The 26,375-nt window shown below is 72.3% G+C and carries 25 protein-coding genes; 16 read left to right on the top strand and 9 right to left on the bottom strand.

What is annotated here, in order from left to right:
- Positions 1 to 16: 16 nt before the first annotated feature.
- The 3 genes from DP939_RS26015 to DP939_RS26005 all read left to right on the top strand — a co-directional run bounded on the left by DP939_RS26015 (position 17) and on the right by DP939_RS26005 (position 3,433).
- Entirely contained in the window at positions 17 to 1,027 is a 1,011-nt protein-coding gene (locus DP939_RS26015; RefSeq protein WP_113983391.1) for an NAD(P)H-dependent glycerol-3-phosphate dehydrogenase, read from the top strand.
- Positions 1,028 to 1,036: 9 nt separating this feature from the next.
- Positions 1,037 to 2,269: a trans-sulfuration enzyme family protein gene (locus DP939_RS26010; protein WP_113983390.1), complete on the top strand. Its 1,233-nt coding sequence runs from the start codon at positions 1,037 to 1,039 to the stop codon at positions 2,267 to 2,269.
- A 66-nt stretch (positions 2,270 to 2,335) separates the two neighbouring features.
- Entirely contained in the window at positions 2,336 to 3,433 is a 1,098-nt protein-coding gene (locus DP939_RS26005) for a D-alanine--D-alanine ligase family protein (protein WP_113983389.1), read from the top strand.
- Between the two features lie 25 nt (positions 3,434 to 3,458).
- On the opposite strand, the gene DP939_RS26000 is transcribed toward DP939_RS26005, so the two are convergent.
- Together DP939_RS26000 and DP939_RS25995 are read right to left on the bottom strand one after the other, a co-directional pair.
- Positions 3,459 to 3,899 (bottom strand): DUF3515 domain-containing protein, encoded by a 441-nt coding sequence (locus tag DP939_RS26000; RefSeq protein ID WP_225878498.1) that lies wholly within the window; start codon positions 3,897 to 3,899, stop codon positions 3,459 to 3,461.
- Positions 3,900 to 3,911: 12 nt separating this feature from the next.
- Positions 3,912 to 4,145, bottom strand: coding sequence for an Lrp/AsnC family transcriptional regulator (locus DP939_RS25995; RefSeq protein ID WP_113983388.1), 234 nt, complete (start codon positions 4,143 to 4,145; stop codon positions 3,912 to 3,914).
- Between the two features lie 125 nt (positions 4,146 to 4,270).
- On the opposite strand from DP939_RS25995, the gene DP939_RS25990 reads away from it, so the two are divergent.
- Both DP939_RS25990 and DP939_RS25985 read left to right on the top strand, forming a co-directional pair.
- The gene (locus DP939_RS25990) at positions 4,271 to 5,233 is read left to right on the top strand and encodes a thiamine-phosphate kinase (RefSeq protein WP_199565420.1); all 963 of its coding nucleotides are present in this window, start codon (positions 4,271 to 4,273) and stop codon (positions 5,231 to 5,233) included.
- Between the two features lie 204 nt (positions 5,234 to 5,437).
- Positions 5,438 to 6,802 (top strand): hypothetical protein, encoded by a 1,365-nt coding sequence (locus DP939_RS25985; RefSeq protein ID WP_147268137.1) that lies wholly within the window; start codon positions 5,438 to 5,440, stop codon positions 6,800 to 6,802.
- Here DP939_RS25985 and DP939_RS25980 read toward each other — a convergent pair.
- The 4 genes from DP939_RS25980 to rpmB all read right to left on the bottom strand — a co-directional run bounded on the left by DP939_RS25980 (position 6,795) and on the right by rpmB (position 10,988).
- Positions 6,795 to 8,786 carry an MMPL family transporter gene (locus DP939_RS25980; RefSeq protein ID WP_113983386.1) on the bottom strand — a complete coding sequence of 664 codons (1,992 nt, stop codon included), beginning with the start codon at positions 8,784 to 8,786 and terminating at the stop codon, positions 6,795 to 6,797. The genes DP939_RS25985 and DP939_RS25980 overlap by 8 nt on opposite strands.
- Positions 8,787 to 8,871: 85 nt before the next feature.
- Positions 8,872 to 9,522 (bottom strand): response regulator, encoded by a 651-nt coding sequence (locus tag DP939_RS25975; protein ID WP_113983385.1) that lies wholly within the window; start codon positions 9,520 to 9,522, stop codon positions 8,872 to 8,874.
- Positions 9,519 to 10,652 carry a sensor histidine kinase gene (locus DP939_RS25970; protein WP_113983384.1) on the bottom strand — a complete coding sequence of 378 codons (1,134 nt, stop codon included), beginning with the start codon at positions 10,650 to 10,652 and terminating at the stop codon, positions 9,519 to 9,521. Before DP939_RS25970 ends, DP939_RS25975 begins: the two co-directional genes overlap by 4 nt.
- A 150-nt stretch (positions 10,653 to 10,802) precedes the next feature.
- The gene (gene rpmB, locus DP939_RS25965; protein ID WP_111166017.1) at positions 10,803 to 10,988 is read right to left on the bottom strand and encodes a 50S ribosomal protein L28; all 186 of its coding nucleotides are present in this window, start codon (positions 10,986 to 10,988) and stop codon (positions 10,803 to 10,805) included.
- Positions 10,989 to 11,248: 260 nt separating this feature from the next.
- On the opposite strand from rpmB, the gene recG reads away from it, so the two are divergent.
- The 11 genes from recG (at position 11,249) to ftsY (ending at position 23,463) form a co-directional block, all read left to right on the top strand.
- Positions 11,249 to 13,438 (top strand): ATP-dependent DNA helicase RecG, encoded by a 2,190-nt coding sequence (recG, locus tag DP939_RS25960; RefSeq protein WP_113983383.1) that lies wholly within the window; start codon positions 11,249 to 11,251, stop codon positions 13,436 to 13,438.
- Between the two features lie 359 nt (positions 13,439 to 13,797).
- The gene (gene rsmD, locus DP939_RS25955; protein ID WP_113983382.1) at positions 13,798 to 14,370 is read left to right on the top strand and encodes a 16S rRNA (guanine(966)-N(2))-methyltransferase RsmD; all 573 of its coding nucleotides are present in this window, start codon (positions 13,798 to 13,800) and stop codon (positions 14,368 to 14,370) included.
- 16 nt (positions 14,371 to 14,386) lie between these two features.
- Complete coding sequence (gene coaD / locus DP939_RS25950; RefSeq protein WP_113983381.1) at positions 14,387 to 14,863, top strand: pantetheine-phosphate adenylyltransferase; 477 nt, start codon at positions 14,387 to 14,389, stop codon at positions 14,861 to 14,863.
- Between the two features lie 70 nt (positions 14,864 to 14,933).
- Positions 14,934 to 15,491: a YceD family protein gene (locus DP939_RS25945; protein WP_199565413.1), complete on the top strand. Its 558-nt coding sequence runs from the start codon at positions 14,934 to 14,936 to the stop codon at positions 15,489 to 15,491.
- A 34-nt stretch (positions 15,492 to 15,525) separates the two neighbouring features.
- Positions 15,526 to 15,705 (top strand): 50S ribosomal protein L32, encoded by a 180-nt coding sequence (gene rpmF / locus DP939_RS25940; RefSeq protein ID WP_113983379.1) that lies wholly within the window; start codon positions 15,526 to 15,528, stop codon positions 15,703 to 15,705.
- A 283-nt stretch (positions 15,706 to 15,988) separates the two neighbouring features.
- Complete coding sequence (rnc, locus tag DP939_RS25935; protein WP_225878505.1) at positions 15,989 to 16,666, top strand: ribonuclease III; 678 nt, start codon at positions 15,989 to 15,991, stop codon at positions 16,664 to 16,666.
- A gap of 36 nt (positions 16,667 to 16,702) precedes the next feature.
- Positions 16,703 to 17,566 carry a bifunctional DNA-formamidopyrimidine glycosylase/DNA-(apurinic or apyrimidinic site) lyase gene (mutM, locus tag DP939_RS25930; protein WP_113983378.1) on the top strand — a complete coding sequence of 288 codons (864 nt, stop codon included), beginning with the start codon at positions 16,703 to 16,705 and terminating at the stop codon, positions 17,564 to 17,566.
- Entirely contained in the window at positions 17,563 to 17,841 is a 279-nt protein-coding gene (locus DP939_RS25925) for an acylphosphatase (protein WP_113983377.1), read from the top strand. Before mutM ends, DP939_RS25925 begins: the two co-directional genes overlap by 4 nt.
- 188 nt (positions 17,842 to 18,029) lie before the next feature.
- On the top strand, positions 18,030 to 18,224 hold the full coding sequence (locus DP939_RS25920) for a hypothetical protein (RefSeq protein WP_111166026.1): 195 nt from the start codon (positions 18,030 to 18,032) through the stop codon (positions 18,222 to 18,224).
- A 135-nt stretch (positions 18,225 to 18,359) separates the two neighbouring features.
- Complete coding sequence (gene smc, locus DP939_RS25915) at positions 18,360 to 22,028, top strand: chromosome segregation protein SMC (protein WP_113983425.1); 3,669 nt, start codon at positions 18,360 to 18,362, stop codon at positions 22,026 to 22,028.
- A gap of 256 nt (positions 22,029 to 22,284) precedes the next feature.
- Complete coding sequence (gene ftsY, locus DP939_RS25910; RefSeq protein ID WP_113983376.1) at positions 22,285 to 23,463, top strand: signal recognition particle-docking protein FtsY; 1,179 nt, start codon at positions 22,285 to 22,287, stop codon at positions 23,461 to 23,463.
- Here ftsY and DP939_RS25905 read toward each other — a convergent pair.
- The 3 genes from DP939_RS25905 to DP939_RS25895 are packed head-to-tail and all read right to left on the bottom strand — an operon-like array spanning position 23,449 to position 26,356.
- Entirely contained in the window at positions 23,449 to 24,252 is an 804-nt protein-coding gene (locus DP939_RS25905; RefSeq protein WP_113983375.1) for an ABC transporter ATP-binding protein, read from the bottom strand. The two genes, ftsY and DP939_RS25905, sit on opposite strands and share 15 nt — an antisense overlap.
- Positions 24,249 to 25,307 (bottom strand): FecCD family ABC transporter permease, encoded by a 1,059-nt coding sequence (locus DP939_RS25900; protein ID WP_225878497.1) that lies wholly within the window; start codon positions 25,305 to 25,307, stop codon positions 24,249 to 24,251. The genes DP939_RS25905 and DP939_RS25900 overlap by 4 nt, the downstream gene beginning before the upstream one ends.
- Positions 25,304 to 26,356 carry a FecCD family ABC transporter permease gene (locus tag DP939_RS25895; RefSeq protein WP_113983374.1) on the bottom strand — a complete coding sequence of 351 codons (1,053 nt, stop codon included), beginning with the start codon at positions 26,354 to 26,356 and terminating at the stop codon, positions 25,304 to 25,306. The genes DP939_RS25900 and DP939_RS25895 overlap by 4 nt, the downstream gene beginning before the upstream one ends.
- Positions 26,357 to 26,375 lie beyond the last annotated feature (19 nt).

Genomic DNA, 26,375 nt, shown 5'->3' with positions numbered 1-26,375 from the left:
GGCGTACGGTGATGAAATGAGCAAAGCTGCCGTATTCGGGACCGGTTCGTGGGGCACCACGTTCGCGATGATCCTGTGCGCCGCCGGTACCCGGACGACCCTCTGGGGCCGGCGGGCCGAGATCGTCGAGGCGATCGACCGGGAGCACCGCAATCCCGACTACCTGCCGGGCGTGCCGCTCCCGCACGAGCTGCGCGCCACCACCGATCCGGCGGCGGCTCTGGACGGCGCGGACTTCGTGGTGCTCGCCGTTCCCTCCCAGTCGCTGCGCGCGAACCTCGCCGAGTGGGCCCCGCTGATCCCGCCGGGCGCGGTGCTGGTGAGCCTGATGAAGGGCATCGAGCTGGGCACGGCCAAGCGGATGAGCGAGGTGATCAGGGAGGTCGCGGGCGTGCCGCAGGAGCGGGTGGCGGTCGTGTCCGGGCCCAACCTGGCCATGGAGATCGCCCGGCGGCAGCCCGCCGCGACCGTGGTGGCCTGCACGGACGAGGCGGTGGCTCAGAGGTTGCAGCAGGCGTGTCACGCGCCGCCGTGGTTCCGGCCCTACACCAACACCGACGTGGTCGGGGTGGAGGTGGGCGGGGCGGTCAAGAACGTCATCGCGCTCGCCGTGGGCGTGGCCACCGGCATGGGCATGGGCGACAACGTGCGGGCGATGATGATGACCAGGGGATTGGCGGAGATTTCCCGGCTTGGTGCGGCTTTGGGGGCAGATCAGCATACTTTTGCGGGTTTGGCGGGAATGGGGGACCTTGCGGCGACCTGTGCGTCACCATTGTCCAGGAACCGCACTTTCGGCGAGAATCTGGGCCGCGGGATGACCCTGGCCGAGGTGACCGCGGCCACCAAGCAGACCGCCGAAGGTGTGAAGTCCTGTGAGTCCGTCCTTGAGCTGGCGAGGAAGCACGACGTGGAGATGCCGATCACCGAGGTGGTCGTCGGTGTCGTGCACGACGGCCTGGACCCCGGCGAGGCCGCGACGCTGCTGATGTCGCGCTCGCCCAAGCCCGAACGGTACGGAGTGTGAGTTCTTAGTGTGAGTGCCTCACGACGCGCGCGCCGCAGACTCGGCGAGAACACCCGCTCGATCCACCTGCCCCGGCCGGAGAGCCCCGGTCAGTCCACCTTCGGCCTGCCGGTGTGGCGGGCCGCGTCGTGGAACTTCCAGAGTTCCGCGGAGTACGCCGACGTGCTCGGCGGTGAGGGCCCCGGCCATGCGCCCGGCCGCATCGACAACCCCACCACGTCCTCGTTCGCCGCCGCGGTGGCCTCGCTGGAGGGCGCCGCCGCGCCGGAGGACGTGGCCGGTCAGGCGTTCGCGTCCGGCATGGCGGCCGTCCAGGCCGTGTTCCTGACGTTCCTGCGCGCGGGCTCGCACGTACTGGCCCCCACCCCCGTCTACGGCGGTACGTTCTCCCTGCTCACCAACGTGCTGAGCCGGTTCGGCGTGACCACCGACTTCGTGGACTACGCCGACCTCGCCCGCGTCCAGTCCTCCGTGCGCGCCGGCACGAAGATCATTTACGCCGAGACCATGACCGACCCCACCATGGCCGTGGCCGACCTGCGCGGCCTCTACCGGATCGCGCGCGCCGCGGGCGCTCTCCTGGTCGTGGACTCCACGCTGGCCACCCCCGTCGTGTGCCGCCCGCTCGAACACGGCGCGGATCTCGTCCTGCACTCCGCCACCAGGTACCTCGGCGGGCACGACGACTCCACCGGCGGCGTGGTCGTCGGCCGGCCCGACCTGATCCAGCGGCTTCGCGAGGTCCGCATCGACACCGGCTGCTCGCTGTCCCCCGACGACGCCTTCCTGCTGCGGCGCGGCATGGAGACCCTGCCGCTGCGGGTGCGCCGGATGTGCTCCACCGCCATGGTGTTCGCCGCCGCGGTCGCCAAGCACCCCGCCGTACGCCGGGTGGACTACCCCGGCCTGTCCGACCACCCGGGCAACCTGCTGGCCAGGCACCTGTTCGACTCCGGCCCCGAGGGCACCCGGTACGGCGCCTGCGTCACGGTCACCCCCACCGGCGGCTACCAGGCGGGGGCCGCGCTCGCCGACGGCCTGCGGCTGGCCGGGATCGGCTCGGCGGTCGGCGGCACGCACACCAAGGCCGCCCACGTCGCCGCCACCGCCCGCCTGACCGGCAAGGACGCCGGGATCGACGCGGGCGCCGTGCGCTTCTCCGTCGGCCTGGAGGACGCCGAAGACCTGATCGCCGACGTGACCAGGGCACTCGATTCCCTTCGCACGATGAAAACCCCGTAGATACCGGTAGATGTGGCTCGTGTCGGCCCGTGGGGAAATCCAGCTGAGAGGGTAGATTCGGGCATCATGAACGAGCAGCGTGAGCGCCGGCCGCGCGTCGCCGTGGTCTTCGGCGGGCGCAACTCCGAGCATGCGGTGTCACTCCTCGGGGCGGGCAGCGTGCTCTCGGTGATCGATCGCGACAAGTACGACGTCGTGCCGGTCGGCATCGCCCAGGACGGGCGGTGGGTGCTCGCGTCGGGCGAGCAGCGCTACGCGATCGAGGCCACCGTCGATGAGTCCGGCCCCGCGCTCGCGCTGCCCACCGGGGAAGCGTCGCTGGTCGCGCTCTCGCCCGGCCGCATCCCCGAGGAGCTGGGCACGGTCGACGTGGTGTTCCCGGTGCTGCACGGGCCGTTCGGCGAGGACGGCACGATTCAGGGCCTGCTGGAGATGGCGGGCGTCCGTTACGTCGGGTCCGGGGTGCTGGCCAGTAGCGTCGGCATGGACAAGGAGTACATGAAGGCCGTGCTGGCCGCCGCGGGGCTGCCGATCGGCAAGTACGCCGTGGTCCGCGACCGCGACTGGCGGCTGGACCGCGAGCGGGTGCTGAAGGAGGTCCAGGGCCTCGGCTGGCCGGTCTTCGTCAAGCCCGCGCGCGCCGGGTCCAGCCAGGGCATCTCCAGGGCCACCGCGACGGGAGAGCTGGCCGAGGCGATCGAGCTGGCCAGGGCGCACGACCCGAAGGTGCTCGTGGAGGCCGCCGTCGAGGGCCGCGAGATCGAGTGCGCGGTCCTGGAGTCGCTGGACGACGCGCCGCCGGTGGCGAGCGTGCCCGGTGAGGTGCTGATCCGCGACGATCACGAGTTCTACGACTTCACCGCGAAGTACACCGAGGGCCACATCGACCTGGACGTGCCCGCGCGGGTGCCGCCGGAGGTGACCGAGCGGCTGAAGTCCATGGCGGTGCGCGCCTTCGAGGCGCTGAGCTGCGAGGGGCTGGCGCGGGTCGACTTCTTCCACACGCCCGACGGCGGCATCGTGCTGAACGAGATCAACACGATGCCGGGGTTCACCGCGACGTCGGTCGCGCCGCAGCTCTGGGCGGCCGGCGGCCTGCCGTACCCGGCCCTGGTGGACCGGCTCATCCAGCTCGCCCTGCGGCGGTCCGTCGGCCTGCGTTGAGCCCCGGCCGGTGGGAAGGCGCGGCTCAGCCGGGCAGCGCCCGCTTGATCGGGCCGGCCAGCCGGCCGAGCACGATCCCCGGGGTGTGCGCGCGCGACATGGTGAGCTCGACGTATCCGCTGCCGGTCACGGCGGTGTAGAGGGTCGGGAGCTTCGGGTCGGGGAACCACCCGACGCCGTTGATCTCGGAAAGCCGGTCGGTGGGCGCCATCAGGGCCGGGCGCGGCACGCCGCAGCGCAGCGCGATCTCACCCGCGCCCCACACGGTCACGTACGGCGACGGCGGCTCGGACTCCGCCCGCTCGGCGCCGTCCAGCGACGGCGGCAGCAGGCCCTGTAGTTGCCGGCAGGCGGTGGCGGTCGCCCCCTGCGGGGCGGGCGGCTCGACGTGCACGGCTCCGCCGCACCCCGCCAGCGCCGCCACGGCCGCCACGACCACCGCCGGAATCAGTGTCGCTCTCTTCAAACCCGGCTCTCGCTAGATGTGGACGATCGGACACGTAAGCGTACGCGTGATGCCCTCGACCGCCTGAATCTGGGCCACCACCAGCTTGCCCAGCTCGTCCACGTTGTTCGCCTCGGCCCGGACGATCACGTCGTAGGGGCCGGTTACGTCTTCGGCCAGGGTGACTCCGGTGATCGAGGAGATTTCGCCGGCCACCTCGGCGGCCTTTCCGACCTCGGTCTGGATAAGGATGTACGCCTGCACCATCACGTCCTCCCGGGCGGGCAGAGCTGGTCGGACCAGCGTCAATCACCTGTATCAGCTTGGATCTGAATAGATCGGCTTGGATCAGCTTGGATCAGTTTGGATCAGCGCCGAAGGGCCACCGTACCCTGAGTTGCGTTAGGAGGTGCGTCATCACAGTCGGAGATTTCGGCGAATTCAGTCTTGTGACTCGCATCGCCCGGCGGCTGCCGCAGGGCGACGGTGTTCTTCTGGGTCCGGGTGACGATGCCGCGCTGGTCAGCGCGCCGGACGGACGGGTCGTGCTGTCGACGGATCTGTTACTTGAGGGTAGGCACTTCCGTCGCGATTGGTCCAGCGGACAGGACATCGGCCGCAAGGCGGCGGCCCAGAACCTCGCCGACATCGCCGCCATGGGCGCGCGACCCACCGCCCTGCTGGTCGGCCTGGGGCTTCCGCCGGGCACCGCCGTCGCGTGGGTGGACGAACTGTTCGACGGCCTGTGCGAGGAATGCGCCCTGGTCGGGGCCAGTGTGGTGGGCGGAGACATCTCCCGTTCCGAGGCGGTGCTGCTGGGAGTGACCGCGCTGGGCGACCTCGGGGGCCGCGCGCCGGTGACCCGTGCGGGCGCCCGGCCCTCCGACGTCGTGGCCGTGGCGGGGCGGCTCGGGCACGCCGCCGCCGGGCTCGCCCTGCTCTCCGCGGGCGCGCGTGGCTCCGGGCCGCTGGTGGACGCCCACCGCAGGCCGCGCCCGCCGTACGCGATGGGGCCGAGGGCCGCCGAGCTGGGGGCGACCGCGATGCTCGACGTCAGTGACGGCCTGCTCCAGGACCTCGGGCATGTGGCGGACGCCGGCGGCGTACGTATCGAGCTGGACTCCGCCGCCTTCGCCGTCCCGGAGGAGTTGCGGCAGGCCGCGGCGGAGCTGGACGCCGATCCGCTGGCCTGGATGCTCACGGGCGGTGACGATCATGCGCTGGCCGCGACTTTTCCCGCCGGGACAGGGCTTTCCGGGCAATGGCAGGTCATCGGTACGGTGACCGAAGGGCAGGGTGTGCTGGTGGACGGGCGTGAGTTCGGCAAGGGCGGATGGGATCACTTCGCTGAGTGACCATGGGTTGTGACTATTGTGAACTTTGTGACAAATAAGTGGTAAAGATGTTATGAAGATGGGCGGCCATGGTTCCCGACAGGAAGGGCTGTGATGGGCCGCCACGGCACAGAAGGATCCGAGCCGCAGCGCAGGCGGGGTAGGCGCAGGTCACATGAGGACGACCTGACCCCGCCGGTCGAGGCGACCGGTCCCCACGAGCCCGTGTCTCCTCGCAGGCTCCCCGAGGACGACGACGTCGCCGAATGGACCGCCGAGTGGCGGCTCCCCGACGACGGCAACGCGTTGGGCGAACCTCCCGGCCGTCACGAGTGGCCGGAGATCGCCGAGGCGCGGACCGGGCAGTGGGCCCCCGGCCCACAACAGGAGGAGGCGCCCCACGGGGCCCCTGGACCCGCACCGGCGACGGCCGAATGGCCGGATGTGGCCGGTGTCGAGCACACCGCCGCCTACGACGTGCGGCACGAGGAGTACGGCGAGCCGCCCGCGTCCGAGCCGTTCCCAGCGGACGACCCCGAGGCGGCGTCCCCCCACGACTCCCACGACTCCTATGAGCGCCGCCCGCCGCCGCCCGACCGGCTCGTGTACTCCCCGCACCGTTCAGCGGGCGCGGGAGGCGACACGAGCGGTGACACGACGGTGAGCGGCCAGACCGAGCGGACCGGCTTCCTCGGCTCCGGGTGGCAGGGCGACGACGACGATTCCTCTCCCGGGCCCTACAAGGGCGTCTGGGGCGGCGAGAAGCCGGCGGCCGAGCCCAGGAAGCGGGGCCGGGTCGCGGTGCTCTCCGTGGCCGCCGTGGTGGCCCTGCTCGGCGGGTCGGTGGCGGGCGTGCAGATCATGACCCGCTCGGCCGAGGCGCCGACCGCGACCAAGCTCGTCACCGCGCCCAGTACGAGCGCCACGCCGAGCACGTTCAGCGAGCCCGCCGAGACCCCCGAGGAGGAGGCGGAGCCCACCGCCGAGGAGACCGGCGAACCGGCGAAGAAGCCCAAGACGAGCGCTCCTCCCCAGTCCACGCAGACCGCCGCGCCGCGCCGTACGCAGCGGCCCCGCGCCACCGAGGAACCGCGGCCGAAGAAGACCCGCACCCCGGACAACCTGGACAACCAGGAGACGCCGCCGCGGGACACCAAGCCGACCGGCTCCCCCCGGCAGACCGAGGAGCCGCGGGTCAGGGACGACGAGAATCGGCCCGCGCCGCCGTCCGCCCAGCCCACGACCGGCCCGACCGGCCCGCCCGACGGCGGTGGCCTCGACTCCCGCAACGACAACATCGTCGAGATCGACGTGAACCTCTTCGGCAGGCTCGCCGGCTACTCCGCCGAACTGTCGATCGCCAACGCCTCCGCCACGGACCTGACCGGGGTCACTCTGGACCTCGCGGTCAGCGGCCGGGTCACCAAGGTGGAGGGCGCCGACTGGGACTACAGCGACGGCACTCTCACGCTGCGCCTGCCCAGGGCGATCCCGGCGGGCGGCCGGGTGAGCGTCGAGTACCGCGCGCTCGGCCGGTCCAAGGCCCCCAGCTCCTGCGAGGTCACCGGGATCACCTGCCTGCTCAGGTGACCACGCGCGACACCGGTACCCGGGAGCGACGGCCCGGGTACCACCAGTTGCGCTCGCCGAGCAGCTCCATCGCCGCCGGTACCAGGACCAGGCGGACGATCGTGGCGTCGATGAGGACGGCCGCGGCGAGCCCGGTGCCCATCGTGCTCAGCGCCCGGTCGTCGAAGGCCGCGAACGCCGCGAAGACGCAGAACATGATCGCCGCGGCCGCCGTGATCACGCGTGCGCTCGCGGCCAGCCCCCCGGCGACCGCGCTCGCATTGTCACCGGTGCGCAGATACTCCTCCCGAATCCGCGACAGCAGGAACACCTCGTAATCCATGGACAGCCCGAAGGTGACCACGAACAGCATCATCGGCACCCACGCGTCGATCGGGCCCGAGACGCCCCGGCCCAGCACGTCCCACTGGAAGATCGCGACGACCACCCCATAGGACGCCGCGACCGACAGCAGGTTGACCACGATGGCCTTCACCGGCACCACCACGCTGCGAAAGAGCGGAAGGAGCAGCGCGAACGACGCGAGCAGCACCGCGCCCACCGTCCACGGCAGCCGGTCCAGGGAGTACTCGGCGAAATCGATGCCCCCCGCGGTCCAGCCGCTCACCAGCACGGGCTCGGGCAGTTCCGCGCGCAGCCGGTGGACCAGCTCCGCCGTGCGCTCGTCCTGCTGGGCGGTCGCGGGGATCACCATCGCGGTCCGGTCGTCCAGCGGCACGGCCTGCGCGACCCCCGCGAACTCGCCCGCCTGCCGCACGGCCGGGCCGAGCGGCCGGGGCGACACCAGCAGGATCGGGGCCTCCGCGCCCGGGCCGAAGCCCCGGATGAGCAGGTCGTGCGCGCGCCGGGTCGTGTCGGTGACCGGCCGGTCGCTCGCGTCCGACCAGCCGGACCGCAGGTCCAGCGCCGGCATGGCCAGTACCGCCAGCACGATGACCGCGCCCAGCAGCGCGGGAAGCGGGCGACGCTGGATGAGCCTGCTCCACCGGTAAGACGGCCGCCGGTCCTCCCGGGCGGCGGACCTGCGGGGCAGCCCGAAACGGTCGATCCGCGTCCCGATCCCGCTCAGCATCGCGGGCAGCAGGGTCAGCGCGGCCAGCATCACCATGAGCACCCCGGAACCGGCCGCCGCCGCCAGCCCCCCGCCCAGGGAGGGGCCGAGGAAGAGGATGCCCGCGCCGGTGAGGATCACCGTCGATCCGGCGAACAGCACGGACCGCCCGGCGGTCATCATGGCGGTCACCACCGCCTCCGGCACCGGAATGCCCTCCGCCAGGGACGTCCGGAACCGGGTGACGACGAGCAACGCGTAGTCGATCCCCACGCCCAGCCCCAGCATGATCGTGAGGAACACCGCGAAGCTCGGCATGCTCACCACGTTCTGCACCAGGGTCAGCAGGCTCACCCCGCACGCCACTCCGACCACGCCGACCAGCAGCGGCAACGCCATCGCGATGATCGACCGGAACGCGAGCAGCAGGATCACCGCGGCGGCCAGCAGGCCGATTCCCTCGGTCATCCCGCCGGGCGTGAAGTCGGCGAAGTCGTCGCCGGACAGTTCGACGGTCAGCCCGGCGTCGCCGTGATGGCCGTCGCGCAGGGCCTTGAGCGGACCGACCGCCGCGCCGTCGTACTCGAAGGGGACCTGGGACACCTCGCCGCCGGGCGCGATCCGTTCGCGTCCCGCGTCCACGGCGACGCCGGGGACCTGGTCCACGCGGGCCACCAGGGCACTGACGGCCTGCCGTACCTCGGCGGAACGCACCCCGGACGGCGCGGACAGGACGAGCGCGCCCTCCTGCTCGGTGGCGCGCTCGCCGAGCAGTTCCGCCGCCCGGCCGGCCTCGGAGCCGGGCAGTGTGAATTCGTCGTTCGTGGGCCCTGGGGCCACGACGGCCCCGGCGATCAGCGCGGCGGCCAGGAGCAGCCATGCCAGCACGACCACAAGGCGGTGCCGCACGCAGAACCACGCGAGCCTGTTCATGTGTTTCATGAGCCACGACGCTAGGAACGCCGCCCCATCCGCCGCGTCCGCCCGGCGCGGGTGTCCGGCTACCCCATCCGCGGTATCAGACCCACCCGGGCCGTACCAGGCCGGTCTCGTACCCGATGACGACGAGTTGGGCGCGGTCGTGCAGGGCGAGCTTGGCCATGACCCGGTTGACGTGCGTCTTCACGGTCGCCGGGCTCATGCGCAGCCGCGCGGCGATCTGGTCGTTCGTCAGGCCCTCGGCGACGCGGGCCAGGACCTCGCGTTCGCGGCCGGTCAGCGGGGCGAGCCGGTCGGTACTGGGCGGCGCGCCCGGCCGGGCGGCGAACTCCGCGATGAGCCGCCGCGTGACACCGGGGGACAGCAGCGCGTCGCCCCGGGCCGCGACTCGTACGGCGTGCCGCAACTCGGCCGGTTCCGCGTCCTTGACCAGGAAGCCGCTCGCCCCCGCCCGGAGCGCCTCATAGATGTACTCGTCCAGGTCGAACGTGGTGACCACCACCACCCGGGTCGCCGACCCCACCAGCCTGCGGGTGGCCTCAAGGCCGTCCAGTCCGGGCATGCGGATGTCCATCAGGGCCACGTCGGGATGCAGCTCGGCGGCCATCCGCACGGCCTCCCTGCCGTCGGTGGCCTCGCCGATCACGGTCAGGTCGTCCTCGGAGTCCAGCAGCGCCCGCAGACCGGCCCGCACCAGCGGCTGGTCGTCGGCGAGCAGGATGGTGATCATGCGGCGGGCAGCGCGGCCGGGGCGAGCGGCAGCCGGGCGACTACCTGAAAGCCGCCGTCCGGGCCATCGCCGGCGCTGAGCCGTCCGCCGACGGCCGCGACCCGTTCGGTCATCCCGGCCAGGCCGTGCCCCCCGGACCGCCCGTCGCGTCTGCCCTGGCCGTCGTCGTCGATGCGGACTACCAGGCCGTCGGCCTGGAAGTCCAGGCTCACCCGGGCGCGGCTCGCGGCGGCGTGCCGGATCGTGTTCGTCAGCGCCTCCTGCACGACCCGGTAGACCGTGAGGTCAACGGCGGGCGGCAGCGGACGCCGCGCGCCGGTGACCTCCAGCTCCACCGGGATGCCCGCGTTGGCGGTGAGGTCGCCCAGCCGGGCGGTCCCCGGCAGGGGGCGGCGGCTCTCCGGGGATCGCGGGGTGCGCAGGACGCCCAGGATGTCCTTCATCTCGGTCAGCGCCTCGCGGCTCGCCGCGCGGATGACGGTGAGGGCGTCACGGGCCTCGTCCGGGCCGCCGGCGCGGTCCACGGCCTCGGCGGCCACGGCCGCGTGCAGCGCGATCAGCGAGATCGTGTGCGAGGTGACGTCGTGCAGCTCCCTGGCGACCTTCAGCCGCTCCTCCTGCGCCCTGCGCAGCGCGGCCTCCTCGCGGGTGCGCTCGGCCTCGGCCGCCCGTCGTTCGACCTCGGCGGTGTAGGCGCGGCGGGCCCTGGAGACCTCGGCGAGCTGGGTGACGACCAGCACGATCAGTCCCCAGATCACCACGCCGACCAGATGGTCCAGTGCGGGCCGCAGGAGGGTGGCCGTCGCCGGGACCGCGACCAGGCAGCCGGCGCCGATCCACCCCGCCGCCCGGCGGCCCGCGGCGATCAGGCCGAACGTGGCGATCAGCGCGGGGGCGGGCGAGAAGGCGTAGGCGTAGCCGAGCACGAAGTAGACGGCGGCGGCCCCGCCGCTGACCGCCATGGCGACCTCGGGGCGCTCGCGCCGCCAGAGCAGGCCGAGCACGCACCCGGCCAGCAGGGCCCAGCCGAGCGGATCGAGCGGCCGGGCGTTCGGCTGGTTGCCGTACGCGAGCGCGGATGTGCAGACCACGACCCCACCGACCGCGATGACCAGCGCGAACCTGTTCATTCCGGCACACTAACCCCGGCGGGCCCGGCCTGGAATACGGCCATCGCGGTATTCGGGTACCGCAGACGCATTATCCGAAGACCCCCGGACACGACGAACCCGGCGTACGCCGATGCGGACGCCGGGCCGATGAGCCTCGCGAAGGTGCGGCTAGCGGGTGACCTTGCCGGCCTTGATGCACGAGGTGCAGACGTTGAGGCGCTTCGGCGTGCTCCCGATCTTGGCGCGCACGGTCTGAATGTTGGGGTTCCAGCGGCGGCGGGTACGGCGGTGCGAGTGCGAGATGTTGTTGCCGAACCTCGGCCCCTTGCCGCATACGTCGCAGACGGAAGCCACGGTATCGCTCCTTAGATCAGTCGATAGGCCCGTGCCTTGACCGGGGCGCGAGCGCGGGCATGCCGGAGAACCGGCCAGCCGAACAAGGGTATCCGATGTCGATGACCGCCCGCCAACGCGAAGCGCGCCCCAGGGAACGGCCGAACAGGGATGCTCTCCCCGCAACCGTAGCGTATCGGCGGCGAAGGGCACGCCACATGCGGGAAGCGCCCGACCTCGCGGAGTGAATCTGTCGCCCTCGCACGGTAGAACTGGTTGACGTGACGCGTTTCGACGAGCCGCTGGGGCGGGCCCTCGATCCTAAGACGGCCAAGCTGCTTGAGGGCGCGCTCGGCCTGTCCACGGTCGGTGACCTGCTGCGCCACTATCCGCGCCGCTACGCCGAGCGCGGCGAGCTGACCGAGATCGACTCGCTGGCGGTGGACGAGCACGTCACCGTCGTGGGCGAGGTGTCGCGCACGATGCGCAAGCCGATGCGCAACAAGTCCGGCACCTGGCTTGAGGTCGAGGTGGTCGACGCCCGGCAGAGCCGCATCTACCTGGCCTTCTTCGGCAAGGCGTCCCACGCGGTGGAGACGCGGTTGCAGCCCGGCAGGCGGGGCATGTTCGCCGGGAAGGTCGGCAGGTTCGGCAGCGCCACCCGGCCGCGCTGGCAGCTCGCCCACCCCGACTTCGAGCTGTTCGACGAGAGCGAGGGCGACGCGAGCGCGGCGGAGTTCGCCACCGCGCCGGTGCCGATCTACCCGGCGGGCAAGGACATCACCTCGTGGGTCATCCGCAGGGCGGTCGGCGTCGTGCTGGACACCCTCGGCCCGCTGCCCGACCCGCTGCCGGCCGCGCTGCGGGCCAGGGAGTCGCTGCCGGGGCTGGCCGACGCGCTGACCGCCATCCACCGTCCGCGCGACCTCGCCGACGTCAACCGCGCGCGGGGGCGGCTCAAGTTCGACGAGGCGTTCGTGCTCCAGGCGGTGCTGGTACGGCGGCGCATGGCCGCGGCGGCCTGGCCCGCCAAGGCCCGCCCGCGCAGCGACGACGGGCTGCTGGCCGCCTTCGACGAGCGCCTGCCGTTCGCGCTGACCGACGGCCAGAGCGAGGTCGGCGAGGAGATCGCGGCCGACCTCGCGAGCGCCCACCCGATGCACCGGCTGTTGCAGGGCGAGGTGGGCGCGGGCAAGACCGTGGTGGCGCTGCGCGCGATGCTCCAGGTGGTCGACGCGGGCGGCCAGGCGGTGCTGCTCGCGCCGACCGAGGTCCTCGCCCAGCAGCACCACCGGTCGATCCGCGCGATGCTCGGCGACCTCGCCTCGGGCGGCCTGCTCGGCGGCACCACGGTCGCGCTGCTCACCGGGTCGATGGGCGCGGCGGCCCGCCGTACGGCGCTGCTCGACGCCGCCTCCGGCGCGGCGGGCATCGTGGTGGGCACGCACGCGGTGCTGCAAGACCGGGTGCAGTTCGCCGATCTCGGCCTGGTCGTGGTCGACGAGCAGCACCGCTTCGGCGTCGAGCAGCGCGACGCGCTGCGCGAGAAGGCGGGCGACACCCGCCCGCACGTGCTGGTGATGACCGCGACGCCGATCCCGCGCACGGTGGCCATGACGGTGTTCGGCGACCTGGAGGTCTCCACGCTCAGCCAGCTACCGGCCGGGCGCGCGCCGATCGGCAGCCACGTGGTCCCGGCCGCGGAGAAGCCCCACTACCTGGAGCGCACCTGGGAGCGCATCCGCGAGGAGGTCGGGCTGGGCAGGCAGGTCTACATCGTCTGCCCCCGGATCGGCGAGCAGGAGGGCGACGAGGGCGACCTGGCGCCCGACAAGAACGGCCAGGCCGAGGAGCGGCGTCCGCCGCTCGCGGTCACCGAGGTGGCCCCCATGCTGGCCGGCGGCCCGCTCGCCGGGCTGCGGGTGGAGGTGCTGCACGGCCGCCTCGACCCCGAGGAGAAGGACGCGGTGATGCGGTCCTTCACCGACGGCGAGATCGACGTCCTGGTGGCCACGACGGTGATCGAGGTGGGCGTCGACGTCCCCAACGCCTCGGTCATGGTGATCATGGACGCCGACCGCTTCGGGGTCTCCCAGCTCCACCAGTTGCGCGGCCGGGTCGGCCGGGGCGGGCTGCCCGGCCTGTGCCTGCTGGTCACCGACTCACCGGCGGCCACCCCCGCGCGGGCCAGGCTCGACGCGGTGGCGGCCACGCTCGACGGCTTCAAGCTGTCCCAGGTCGACCTGGAGCAGCGGCGGGAGGGCGATGTGCTGGGCGTGGCCCAGTCGGGCCGCAAGTCCTCGCTGCGGCTGTTGCAACTGCTGCGCGACGAGCAGGTCATCGCCACGGCCCGTGACGAGGCCACGGAGCTGCTGACCGCCGATCCGGAGCTGGCCGGCCATCCCACGCTGCGCGCCGAGATCGACAGGCTGGTGGCCGACGAGCGCGCGGAGTTCCTGGAGAAGACCTGATCCGCGAAAGGCCGTGAAAGGCCGCGAGGACGCGGAGATGGGAGTGACCCAGGGCCCAGCCACGGGGACGGCCTCCCCCCGAATGCCGTCCCCGGCTGGGCCCACCCTCGGGTCAGGTGCCGAGGGCACCGGCGTGCGGAAGGGCTCACGATCACGCCGGTCGGCCTCCCCCTGGGTCACCTGAAGGCCGCAGCACTCATCATGCGGGCAGCCCGGTCCGATGGGAACGACCCTTGTTGATTCCTCGCCGCTCCTTGCGCTGTTCATTGCGCTGGCCTGGCCGGGTTTACGGCCGGTTCATCACGGTCGGGGCCTGGCGTGCAGCAACCCGCCGCCGGGGGCCTCGCTAGATTGGGGCCATGATGCGGGTCATCGCGGGGAGCGCCGGGGGCAGGCGGCTGACGGCGCCCGCCGGCAGGGGCACCCGGCCGACGAGCGACCGGGCCAGGGAGGGCATCTTCTCCTCGGTGGGGTCGATGCTGGGGCCGCTGACCGGCGCGCGGGTCCTCGACCTTTACGCGGGCTCCGGCGCGGTGGGCCTGGAGGCCCTGTCGCGAGGGGCCGCGCACGCCCTGCTGGTGGAGTCCGACGCGAAGGCGGCCAGGGTGATCAAGGCCAACATCGCCGCGCTCGGGCTGCCGGGAGCGGAGCTGGCGCTGGACAAGGCCGAGCGGCTCGCGGCGCGCGAGTGCGAGGGCGAGCCGTACGACTTCGTGTTCGCCGACCCGCCGTACGCGCTGGGCGGGGCGGAGCTGACCCTGGTGCTGGAACGCCTGGCGGACAACGGCTGGCTGGCCCCCGGGGCACTGGTCGCCGTGGAGCGCGAGACCCGCGGAGAAGACCTGCGCTGGCCCCCCGGCATCGCCAATGAGAGGGCCAGGCGATACGGGGAAGCGACGGTTTGGTACGGTCGCGCCGCCGGGAACCCGTAGATCTGGGGGGTGTGCCTTGCGCCGCGTCGTCTGTCCAGGATCCTTCGATCCTGTCACCAATGGTCACCTGGACATCATCGGACGGGCGTCTCGACTGTACGACGAGGTCGTGGTCGCCGTCCTGATCAACTTGGAGAAGAAGAGCCTGTTCACGGTGGAGGAGCGCATCGAGATGCTCCAGGCCGTGACCAAGGAGTACGGCAACGTCCGGGTGGACAAGTTCCACGGGCTGCTGGTCGACTACTGCAAGCAGCACGAGATCGCCGCGATCGTCAAGGGCCTGCGGGCGATCAGCGACTTCGACTACGAGCTGCAGATGGCCCAGCTCAACTACCGGATGTCCGGGGTCGAGACGCTGTTCATGTCCACCAACCCGGAGTTCTCCTTCCTGTCCTCCTCAAGGATCAAGGAGATCACCCGGTACGGTGGCGACGTCTCCGGTCTGGTCCCCGACCTGGTGCACCGGCTCCTGGTCGAGCGGCTCAGGGGCTGACCGGCGGCTGGTATTCTTTGTAATCGGCCTTGCACGACGGCGGTCATTCGCCATGCCTGATGAGAGCAGGATGTCTACCCGCAACCTCGACCCGCGAGCCCCTTGGGTGATCTCGACCCATGACCTGGGCCGGCGGCCGGGGTCGATGCGGAAGACGACCCGCACTCTTCCGGCACCGGCGGATCTGTCCGTCGACTTGATCGGTGTCCCCAAAGACGCCGATGTCGAGCTGGACATCCGGCTCGAAGCGGTTATGGAAGGCGTGCTCGTCACGGGCACGGCGAGCGTTCCCCTCAGCGGGGAGTGCGCACGGTGTCTGGACCCTCTGTCCTCGGAGATCGAGGTCGGGTTCCAGGAGCTGTTCTTCTACACCGCCGAAGACGCCGGCGAGGAGGACTCGCTCCTCGACGGCGACCTGCTCGACCTTGAGCCGACGTTCCGTGATGCGGTGGTCCTCGCGCTCCCGCTCAGCCCGGTCTGCCGAGAAGGCTGTCCGGGTCTGTGCACAGAGTGCGGGGTCAAGCTGGCCGAGGCCGGCTCTGGCCATCGGCACGAGCAAGTCGACGCCCGCTGGGCGGCGTTGCGGGACCTGGTGAAAGACGACAAGCAAGACACGCAAGACCGGTAAGACATGCAACTCAACGACGATCAGGAGGGCTGACGTGGCCGTCCCCAAGCGGAAGATGTCGCGGAGCAACACCCGCTCCCGCCGCGCCCAGTGGAAGGCCGCCGCGGTGGCGCTTGTCGACTGCCCGCAGTGCAGGCAGCGTAAGCGTCCCCACGTGGCGTGCCCGTCCTGCGGCACCTACAACCGCCGTCAGGTCATCGAGCCGTCGGCCTGATCGCCATGTGCTGACGTGTGTCGCCGACCGGTAGCCAAGTGGCCGCTGGTCGGCTTCGCCGTCGGCGCGAGCGGTGGCTGACTCGCCCGCGGCCGTGGTGGACGCCGGGGTCTGCCGGAGCCCTCCCGGCGCCCACCACGTTCTCGGGCATCCGCTTCCCTCACGCCACCGCGACCCGGAGTGACGAACGTCACGCCGGGTGTCATCGGTTCCGCGAGGAGGAGACGTGGGCACAGGCCCCAAGCCGGTGGCCGTCGAGGTCGCCAGAGACGAACTTGAGCGGATTCTGGCCGTCCGCCTGGACACCGGGGTGCTGGAGCGCGCGCTGACGCACCGCTCCTACGCCTACGAGAACGGCGGGCTGCCCACCAACGAGCGCCTGGAGTTCCTCGGCGACTCGGTGCTCGGGCTGGTCGTGACCGACACGCTCTACCGCAACCACCCCGATCTGCCCGAAGGGCAGCTCGCCAAGCTGCGCGCCGCCGTGGTCAACATGCGCGCGCTCGCCGACGTGGCCAGGGAGCTGAAGCTCGGCCGCTTCCTGCGGCTGGGCCGGGGCGAGGAGGGCACCGGCGGCCGGGACAAGTCCTCGATCCTGGCCGACACGCTGGAGGCGCTGATCGGCACGGTCTACGTGGACAAGGGGCTGGACGAGGCGTTCCGGGTGGTCCACCTGCTGTTCGACCCGCTGATCGCCCGCTCGGCCTCGCTCGGCGCCGGGCTGGACTGGAAGACCTCGCTGCAGGAGCTGACCGCCGCCGAAGCGCTCGGCGTCCCCGAGTACCAGGTGGAGGAGAGCGGTCCCGACCACGCCAAGTCCTTCACCGCCGTGGTCAGGGTGGGCGGCGTCGAGTACGGCTTCGGCGCGGGCCGCAGCAAGAAGGAGGCCGAGCAGCAGGCGGCCGAGGCGGCCTGGAACCGCATCCGGGCCCTGCGCGACCCGGAGCAGGCGGCGAGCTGATCGCGCGGGTCTCAGGGACAGGGGAGGGGCGCGAGCATGCCTGAACTACCCGAGGTGGAGGTCGTACGGCGGGGCCTGGACCAGTGGGTGTCCGGCCGTACGATCGCCAAGGCGGAGGTCCTGCACCCGCGGGCGATCCGCCGCCACCTGCCGGGCGCGGCGGAGTTCGCGGCCCGCCTGGAGGGCCGCGAGGTGCGTGCCGCGGAGCGGCGCGGAAAGTACCTCTGGCTGCCGCTCGGCGACGGGCGCGACGCGCTCATGGCGCACCTGGGGATGAGCGGCCAGCTCCTGGTCACCGACTCGGCCTCGCCGGTGGAAAAGCACCTGCGGGTGCGCCTGTCGTTCACCGACGGTGGTCCTGAGCTGCGGTTCGTCGATCAGCGCACGTTCGGGCACCTGCTGGTCACCGAGATGGTCGACCTGGCCCGCCCGGTCCCCGCGCCGATCGTGCACATCGCCCCCGACCCGCTGGAGGAGTCCTTCGACGACGAGGACTTCACCCGGCGGCTGCGCGCCAGGCACACCGAGGTCAAGCGCGCGCTGCTGGACCAGTCGCTGATCAGCGGCGTCGGCAACATCTACGCCGACGAGGCGCTGTGGCGGGCCGGCCTGCACTGGGCGCGCCCGACAGAGCGGCTGACCCGTCCGAAAATCGGCGAACTGCTACGCGGCGTGCGCGAGGTCATGGCCGACGCCCTCGACCAGGGCGGCACGTCCTTCGACAGCCTGTACGTCAACGTCAACGGGGAGAGCGGATACTTCGACAGGTCGCTCGCGGTTTACGGCAGACGTGACCTGCCCTGCGGCCGATGCGGGACACCGGTGGTCAGGGAGCCCTTTATGAATCGGTCTTCTTATAGTTGCCCTCGCTGTCAAGTACGGCCCCGGGGGCGGTCATGAGTGACGCAGCGCGACTGACCGCCTGGGTCAGGGGGCAGGTGCAGGGGGTCGGCTTCCGCTGGTGGACCCGCGCGCGGGCCCTGGAACTCGGGCTCAGCGGCCATGCGCGCAACATGCCGGACGGCCGCGTCGAAGTGGTCGCCGAGGGTGATCGGGAAGCCTGTGTCAAGCTGCTCGCGGCGCTGCGGGGTTGCGACACGCCGGGCCGGGTCGATGGAGTGGTTGAGCGGTGGAGCGAGGTTCGAGGTGGTTTGACGGGCTTTGAGGAGAGATAGCGACTTCCGCTATACCCCCCAAATGCGGTACATTTATACCTTGGGAGTGCCCACTGGGGCATGAGGCAGAGCGTTCAACTTGACCGCTCATCGCACCGGTGCGACTCTTGATAAGAACCACGCGCACCCCTCCCGCGGCATGAAGTGCGCGAACCAGTCTGGTCACTCAGCGTGGAGGACCCTTTACCATGGCGAAGGCTCTACTCGGCCACGTCGGTGGTCCTGATCCTCGAATGGTCTCGGAAGTGCGCCGTCTCCAGCAGCGCATCCGCGACCTGGAGGCAGAGCTCATCCGGCTCCAGGCACAGAACGACGCCCTCTCGGCGCAGTCCCGAGAGGAGACGTTCTCGCGCCTGCAGGATCGCGAACCGGCCCTCACCTGAGAGGGCCGGGTCATCACGAGAATCCGCACAGGGACGCCTCGGGGAGGCGTCCCTCGTCATTTCCGGCCCCTGAGGCAGGAGGGCGGTAGGCTTTCCCGCTAGCCGTCGCCTGTCAAGGGAGGGATGACCGGATCCGTGTATCTGAAGACCCTCACCCTGCGCGGTTTCAAATCCTTCGCCTCTGCCACCGCCCTGCGGTTCGAGCCCGGCATCACCTGCGTGGTGGGCCCCAACGGCTCCGGCAAGTCCAATGTGGTCGACGCGCTGGCCTGGGTGATGGGCGAGCACAGCGCCAAGTCGCTGCGCGGTGGCAAGATGGAAGACGTCATCTTCGCCGGCACCTCCTCGCGCGCCCCCCTCGGCCGCGCCGAGGTCACGCTGACCATCGACAACACCGACGGCGCGCTGCCGATCGACTACACCGAGGTCACCATCAGCCGGCTGATGTTCAGGTCCGGCCAGAGCGAGTACGCCATCAACGGCGACACCTGCCGCCTCCTCGACATCCAGGAGCTGCTGTCCGACTCCGGCATCGGCCGCGAGATGCACGTCATCGTCGGGCAGGGGCAGCTCGACGCCGTGCTGCACGCCGGTCCTGAGGACCGCCGGGCCTTCATCGAAGAGGCCGCGGGCGTGCTCAAGCACCGCAAGCGCAAGGAGAAGGCGCTGCGCAAGCTGGACGCGATGCAGGCCAACCTGACCCGCGTCCAGGACCTCGCCACCGAGCTGCGCCGCCAGCTCAAGCCGCTCGGCCGCCAGGCGGAGATCGCCAGGAAGGCCGCGGTCATCCAGGCCGACCTGCGCGACGCCCGGTTGCGGCTGCTCGCCGACGACGTGCTGACGCTCCGCGAGATCCTGCGCAGGGAGGCGGCCGACGAGGCCGCGGTACAGACCAGGCGCGCCCAGGTGGAGACCGAGCTGGCCCAGGGCCAGCTCCAGGAGAGCGAGCTGGAGGCCGCGGAGCAGTCCGCGCAGCCGCGGCTGCGGGCCGCCCAGGAGACCTTCTTCGCGCTGTCCTCGCTGAAGGACCGGCTGCGCGGCCTTTCCGGACTGGCCGCCGAGCGGCACAGGAACGCCGCCGACGCCGCCGCGATCGACCGCAGGGGCCGCGACCCGGAGGACTACGAGCGGGAGGCCGCCGAGGTCCGCGCCCAGGAGCTGGAGCTGGGCGAGGAGCTGGAGACCGCCCAGGCGGCCCTTGAGGCCGCGGTGTCGCGCCGCCAGGCGGCGGAGGGCGCGCTGGCCACCGAGGAGCGCAGGCTGGCCATGGCGGCCCGCGCGGCGGCCGACCGGCGTGAGGCGCTGGCCAGGCTGCGCGGGCAGGTCGGCGCGGTGCGCAGCAGGGTCGCGGCGGCGCACGACGAGATCGGACGGCTGACCCAAGGGCTCGCCGAGGCCGAGGAACGCGCCGCGCTCGCCCAGGCCGGCCACGACACGGAGCAGAGCGCCCGGCCCGCCGCCGACCCCCGGCTCGCCGAGGAGATCGAGATCGCCGTCGCCGGGGTGGAGGCCGCCAGGGAGGCGGTCGAGGCCGCCCAGGAGGGCGTGACGGCGGCCAGGCGCGGGCTGGAGGGTCCGCGCGGGGCACTGGCCGAGGCCCGGTCGGCGGTCGCCGCCGCGCGTGGCACCGACCAGGAGGCGCAGCGCGCCATCGCCGCGCTCCAGGCCCGCCGCGACGCCCTTGAGCTGGGTATTTCCCAGGCGGCCGACGGCGCGGGCGCGTTGCTGTCCGCCGGTCTGCCCGGCGTGCTCGGCCCGCTGGCCGCGGTCATGACCGTACGGCAGGGCGCGGAGGCCGCCATCGCCGCGGCGCTCGGCCCGGCCGCCGACGCGGTGGCCCTGGCCTCCCTGACGGAGGCGATCGACGCCCTCGCGTACCTGCGATCCGGTGACGAAGGCCGGTCCACGCTGGTCATCGCGGCCCCGGCGGCCGACGGGCGACGTCCCGGGGTGGCGGGGGAGTGGGCGCTGGACCTGGTCAGCGCGCCTGACACGCTGCACGGGGCGCTGTCGGGCCTGCTCGGCGACGTGGTCGTGGTAGCGGACCTCCCGGCCGCTCAGGCGCTCGTACAGGCCCATCCAGGGCTGCGCGCGGTGACCCGTGACGGTGACCTGGTCGGCGCGCACCTGGCGGCGGGCGGATCGGCGCAGGGCAACTCGGCGCTCCAGGTGCGCGCGGTGCTGGACGAGGCGGTCGCCGACCTCGCGCGGGCGGTCGCGACCGCCGAGACCACCGCGGACGACCTCGCGGCGGCGGTCGCCGCCGAGCGGGAGGCGCAGGGCGCGGTCGAGGCCGCCGAGGGCCGTGTGGCCGAGGCCCAGGCGGGCGTGACCGGCGCGCAGGGCGGGCTGAGCGCCGCCCAGGCGGCGCTGGACGCGGTACGCGCCAGGCAGCGCGAGTCCGACCGGCTGGCCGCCGCGGCGGCCAGCAAGCTGGCCCAGCTCGCCGCCGCGGCCGAGGCCGCGCGGGCGGAGTGCGCCCGCCTGGCGGGCGGCGTACGCGCCGCCGAGGAGGCCCGCGACCGCGAGGCGGCGGGCCTGGCCGAGCTTGCGGAACGGCTGGCCGAGGCCGAGGCGGGGGAGGAGCTTGAGGCCGAGCCCACCACCGAGATCCGCGACGAGCTGGCCGCGACCTGCGAGGTCGCCAGGCAGGCCGAGATGGAGACCCGCCTGACCGTGCGCACGGCCGAGGAACGCGTCTCCGGGATCGCGGGCCGCGCCGACGCACTGCTGAACGCCGCCGAACGCGAGCGCGCCGAACGCGCCTCCGCCGCCGCCGAACGCGCCCGCCGCAGACGTCAGGCAGCGGTGGCGCAATCCGTGGTGGAGGGCGCGGAACGGGCGCTGGCGGCGCTGGAGTCGTCCATCGCGCTGGCGGCGGCCGAGCGCGACGAGGCCGAGCTGGCCAGGGGCCAGATCGACGCCGAGCTGAAGGCGGTCCGCGTCCGCGTCAGGGAACTGGGCGGCGAACTGGACAAACTGGTCAACCGCGCGCACGGTAGCGAGGTCGCCCGCACCGAGCAGCGGCTGCGGCTGGAGCGGATGCAGGAACGCTCGATGGAGGAGTTCGGCGTGGAGCCGGACTCGCTGGTCGCGGAGTACGGCCCTGACGTACCGGTGCCCGCCGACCCCGAACCGGTCCCGTACGTGCGCGAGGAGCAAGAGAAGCGGGCCAAGGTCGCCGAACGCCAGATGGCCCAGCTCGGGAAGGTCAACCCGCTGGCCCTGGAGGAGTTCGCCGCCTTGGAGGAGCGCCACGCGTTCCTGACCTCGCAGCTCGAAGACCTCAAGAAGACCAGGCGCGACCTCATGCTCGTGGTCAAAGAAGTGGACGAACGGGTCGAACAGGTCTTCGCCGCCGCCTATGAGGACGTCGCCCGGGAGTTCGAGACGATCTTCTCCAGGGTCTTCCCGGGGGGTGAGGGGCGGCTGCTGCTCACCGACCCCGGCGACATGCTCACCACGGGCGTCGAGGTCGAGGCCCGGCCCCCGGGCAAGAAGGTCAAGCGCCTGTCCCTGCTCTCGGGCGGCGAACGCTCCCTCACGGCCGTGGCCTTCCTGATCTCCATCTTCAAGGCGAGGCCGTCGCCGTTCTACGTGATGGACGAGGTCGAGGCGGCCCTGGACGACACGAACACACAGCGCCTGCTGACGCTGTTCGAAGAATTGCGACAAAGTTCACAACTCATCGTCATCACCCACCAAAAGCGGACGATGGAGATCGCCGACGCCCTCTACGGCGTCTCCATGCGCGGCGACGGAGTGACCCAGGTCGTCAGCCAACGCCTACGCGAACGTGTTTGATCGCCCTCGCCCCACGAGGGCAAGGTATTGCGCGAGCGAAGCGAGCGCATAAACACAGCGAGCGCCATGTGCACTTCCAAGTGACGCACCTGCCGCCACCACGCACGGCCCGGGCGCGGTCGTGTCCGCAGCGACGAGCGATGGAGTGAGGGACGAACGACTGAGCGAGGAGCGGAGGGCGCGACCTTGAGGGCGCCCGGGCCCCGCGCGAGCGGAGCGAGCGCCATCAACACAACAAACATGGAAAACTGGCGGCGTGGACGGTTACCTCGGCATCATCGTGATCGTGGTCGTCGTCGCCCTATTGGCGGCCGGCGGTCTCTTCCTGCTGTTCCGGCCCGGGGGCAAGGGTGTTCCCCCGGCCCCTCCCAAGCCTCCGGTGGAGGAGAAGCGGGAGGAGGCGGCCAGGCCGCCCGCCCGGGAGGAGGGGGAAGGGGCCACCACCACGGTGCCGCCGCCCGCGCCGCCCGTCGTGGTGCCGCCGCCGGTCAAGCCCGAGGTGGAGGTGCCGCCGCCGTCCGCCGGGCGGATGGTGCGGCTGCGCGCCCGCCTCGCCCGCTCCCAGAACGCGCTCGGCAAGGGCCTGCTGGAGCTGCTGTCCCGGGACCGGCTCGACGACGACGCGTGGGACGAGATCGAGGACACCCTGATCACCGCCGACGTCGGCGTGAGCCCGTCGCGGGCGATGGTCGAGGAGCTGCGCACCAAGGTCAAGGTGCTCGGCACCCGTACCCACGAGGAGGCCAGGGGCCTGCTGCGGGAGCAGTTGCTGGCCCAGGTCGGCCCCGACATGGACCGCACTCTGCACACCGCGCCGCACGGTGAGCGCCCCGCCGTCGTCCTCGTGGTCGGCGTGAACGGCACCGGCAAGACCACCACCACCGGCAAGCTGGCCCGCGCGCTGATCGGCGACGGCAAGAAGGTCGTGCTCGGCGCGGCCGACACCTTCCGCGCCGCCGCCGCCGACCAGTTGCAGACCTGGGGCGAGCGGGTCGGCGCGGAAGTGGTGCGCGGCCCCGAGGGCGGCGACCCCGCGTCCGTCGCCTTCGACGCGACCGACAAGGGCATCACCGACAAGGCCGACGTCGTGATCGTCGACACCGCCGGCCGCCTGCACACCAAGACCGGCCTGATGGACGAGCTGGGCAAGGTCAAGCGGGTCATCGAGAAGAAGGCCACGGTCGATGAGGTCCTGCTGGTGCTGGACGCCACCACCGGCCAGAACGGCATGCGCCAGGCCCAGGTGTTCGCCGAGGCCGTGGCGGTCACCGGCATCGCGCTGACCAAGCTGGACGGCACCGCCAAGGGCGGCATCGTCATCTCCGTGCAGCGTGAGCTGGGCGTGCCGGTCAAGCTGGTCGGTCTCGGCGAGGGGGCCGACGACCTGGCGCCGTTCGACCCCGAGGTCTTCGTGGACGCCCTACTGGGCGACTGACGGCGCGCCGTGCCTGGTGCCGATCGGCACCACCAGCGGCGTACCGGCCACCGGGTCGGCGATGACCTTGGCGTCCAGCTCGAAGACCCGCAGCAGCATCTGTTCGGTGAGCACGTCGTGCGGCACGCCCGCGGCGACGATCCGGCCGTCGCGCATCGCGACCAGCCGGTCGGCGTAGCGGGCGGCCAGGTTGAGGTCGTGCAGCACCATGACGATGGTCCGCCGGGCGTCGCTGTGCAGGCGGCGGACCAGTTCGAGCACCTCGACCTGGTGGGCGAGGTCGAGGAACGTGGTCGGCTCGTCCAGGAGCAGCAGGTCGGTGCCCTGGGCCAGGGCCATGGAGATCCAGGCGCGCTGCCGCTGGCCGCCGGACAGCTCGTCCAGCGGGCGTTCGGCGAGGTCCAGCAGGCCGGTCATGGACAGCGCCTCCTGGATGGCGGCCTCGTCGTCGGACGACCACTGGCGGTACCAGCTCTGGTGCGGATGGCGTCCCCTGGCCACGAGGTCGGCGACGGTCAGCCCCTCGGGCGCGGTCGGGGCCTGCGGGAGCACCCCCAGGACCTTGGCGACCTCCTTGCTGGGGATCTTGTCGATCCGCTTGCCGTCCAGCAGTACCTCGCCGCCGGTCGGCCGCAGCAGCCGGCCGAGGGCGCGCAGCAGGGTGGACTTGCCGCAGCCGTTCGGTCCGATGATCGCGGTGATGGTGCCGGGCTCGACGCCGAGGTCGAGCCCGTCCACGACGATCCGCTCGCCGTACCCGAGGCGCACGCCCACGGCCTGAAGTCTCATGTGCGGGCCTCCCGGCGTGCGCGGATGAGCAGGTAGACGAGGTACGGCGCGCCGAGGACCGCGGTGACGACGCCGACGGGGAGCTCGATGGGCGCGAAGATGGTCCTGGCCACGAGGTCGGCGCCCGTGGTCAGCACACCGCCCACGACGGCGGAGACCACCAGCGGCGGATGGGCCACTCCGGCGAGGCGCAGCGCGATCTGCGGGGCCGGGAGCGCGACGAACGAGATCGGTCCCGCGGAGGCCGTGGCGACGGCGGCGAGCAGCACCGCGACGAGGATCATCAGGCTTCTGGCCAGGTTGGTCCGTACGCCGAGACCGGTGACGGTGTCGTCGCCGAACCGCAGCGCGGCCAGTGACCGCCCGCCGAACAGCGCGGCGGGCAGCAGTACGGCCAGCGCCAGCCCCACCGGCGCGACGTGCTCCCAGCCGCGTCCGTGCAGCGAGCCGCTGATCCAGGTCATGGCCCGGGTGCTGTCGTTGACGTCGCCGATGGTCAACAGCCAGTACTTCACGTTGGTGAACACGGCCGACACGCCGATGCCGACCAGTACCAGCCGGTAGCCGTCCAGTCCGCCGCGCCAGGCCAGCAGGTAGACGGCGAGCCCGCCGAGCAGGCCGCCGGCCAGGGCCACGACGGGGACGCCCACGCCGGCCAGCGCGCCGCTCACCCCGCCGTACATCGAGCCGGTGGACACCATGACGGCGACCACGGTGACGCTCGCGCCGGTGGTGACGCCCAGGATGTCGGGGCTGGCCAGCGGGTTGCGGGCGATGGCCTGGGTGATCGCGCCCGCCATGCCGAGGGCCATGCCGACCAGTGCGCCGGTCAGGGCGCGGGGCAGCCGCAGCTCCATGATCACGAGGTTGGCGGGGCCGTCCCCGGTCATCCCGCCGACGACTTCGGCGAGGCTCATCTCCAGGTCGCCCATGCGCATGTTCAGGGCCATGAGCAGGGCCAGGGCGGCGAGTCCGATGACGGTGACGAGTACGGCCCGTGGGCGCAGCCGCCAGGAGGCGCCGCCCAGCCGTACGGCCCGCACCAGCGTGGTCACAGCCGCACCGGCTTCCTGCGCCGGACCAGCGCGACGAAGAACGGTGCGCCGGCGAGCGCCAGCACCACGCCGACCTCCAGCTCGCCCGGCCAGGCCAGCACGCGCCCGAGCACGTCGCCCGCCAGCATCAGGGCCGCGCCGATCAGCCCGGCGTAGGGCAGCAGCCAGCGGTGGTCGGGGCCGGACAGCGGCCTGGCCAGGTGCGGGACCATGAGCCCGATGAACGCGACCGCCCCGCAGGCGGCCACCGCCGCCCCGGTCAGCAGCGTGATGGCGACGATGCCGACGGCGCGGGTGCGGGTGACGTTCTGGCCGAGGCCGCGGGCGACGTCCTCGCCGAGGGACAGCGCGTTCAGGCCGGGCGCGTTGGCCAGGGCGAGGATCAGCCCGGCCGCGACGAACGGCAGCACCTGCCAGACGATCGGGGAGCCCCGCCCGGCGATGGACCCGGCCTGCCAGAACCGGAAGGTGTCCATGGCCCGCTCGTCCAGCAGCACGATCGCCGAGGTGAGCGCGTAGAGGAAGGCGCTGACGGCGGCCCCGGCCAGGGCCAGCGTGACCGGCGTGGGGCCGCCGCGCCCGCCGGCCATGCCGAGCGCGAACACCCCGACGCTGGCGATGAGCGCCCCGGCCAGCCCGAACCAGATGTAGACGTACAGGCTGGACACGCCGAACACCATGATGGCCGCCACCATGGCGAACGCCGCGCCCTGGGTGACGCCGAGCAGGCCCGGGTCGGCGAGCGGGTTGCGGGTGTGGCCCTGCATCAGCGCGCCCGCGACGCCCAGCGCGATCCCGGCGATGACGCCGAGCGCGGTCCGTGGCACCCGCAGGGTGCGGATGACGATGTCGTTCTCCGTGCCGGTGGGGGCGGTGAGCGCCTGCCAGGTGTCGCCCAGTGGCACGGACTTGGCCCCGATGGTGACGCTGAGCAGCACGGCGGCGGCCAGCGCGGCGAGCAGCGCGCCGAGGACGAGCGTGCGGCGCCGCTGGATGGCGTGGAGCGGGGCGGACGGGCGCGCGCGGTACGGCGGCGCGGTGGTGCTCACCCGTGCTCCTCTCCGTACT

The sequence above is a fragment of the Spongiactinospora rosea genome (assembly GCF_003315795.1).
Taxonomy (GTDB): Bacteria; Actinomycetota; Actinomycetes; order Streptosporangiales; family Streptosporangiaceae; genus Spongiactinospora; species Spongiactinospora rosea.
Note: the sequence above shows the minus strand (reverse complement) of the source record. Positions and strands in the feature narration are given on the sequence as shown.

Bases quoted from the DNA above. Each gene is read 5' to 3' on its own strand.
- DP939_RS26015 (WP_113983391.1), top strand. From the start codon at position 17: ATGAGCAAAGCTGCCGTATTCGGGACCGGTTCGTGGGGCACCACGTTC.
- DP939_RS26005 (WP_113983389.1), top strand. From the start codon at position 2,336: ATGAACGAGCAGCGTGAGCGCCGGCCGCGCGTCGCCGTGGTCTTCGGC.
- DP939_RS25995 (WP_113983388.1), bottom strand. From the start codon at position 4,145: ATGGTGCAGGCGTACATCCTTATCCAGACCGAGGTCGGAAAGGCCGCC.
- DP939_RS25980 (WP_113983386.1), bottom strand. From the start codon at position 8,786: ATGAACAGGCTCGCGTGGTTCTGCGTGCGGCACCGCCTTGTGGTCGTG.
- DP939_RS25975 (WP_113983385.1), bottom strand. From the start codon at position 9,522: ATGATCACCATCCTGCTCGCCGACGACCAGCCGCTGGTGCGGGCCGGT.
- DP939_RS25970 (WP_113983384.1), bottom strand. From the start codon at position 10,652: ATGAACAGGTTCGCGCTGGTCATCGCGGTCGGTGGGGTCGTGGTCTGC.
- rsmD (WP_113983382.1), top strand. From the start codon at position 13,798: ATGATGCGGGTCATCGCGGGGAGCGCCGGGGGCAGGCGGCTGACGGCG.
- DP939_RS25945 (WP_199565413.1), top strand. From the start codon at position 14,934: ATGTCTACCCGCAACCTCGACCCGCGAGCCCCTTGGGTGATCTCGACC.
- mutM (WP_113983378.1), top strand. From the start codon at position 16,703: ATGCCTGAACTACCCGAGGTGGAGGTCGTACGGCGGGGCCTGGACCAG.
- DP939_RS25925 (WP_113983377.1), top strand. From the start codon at position 17,563: ATGAGTGACGCAGCGCGACTGACCGCCTGGGTCAGGGGGCAGGTGCAG.
- DP939_RS25920 (WP_111166026.1), top strand. From the start codon at position 18,030: ATGGCGAAGGCTCTACTCGGCCACGTCGGTGGTCCTGATCCTCGAATG.
- DP939_RS25905 (WP_113983375.1), bottom strand. From the start codon at position 24,252: ATGAGACTTCAGGCCGTGGGCGTGCGCCTCGGGTACGGCGAGCGGATC.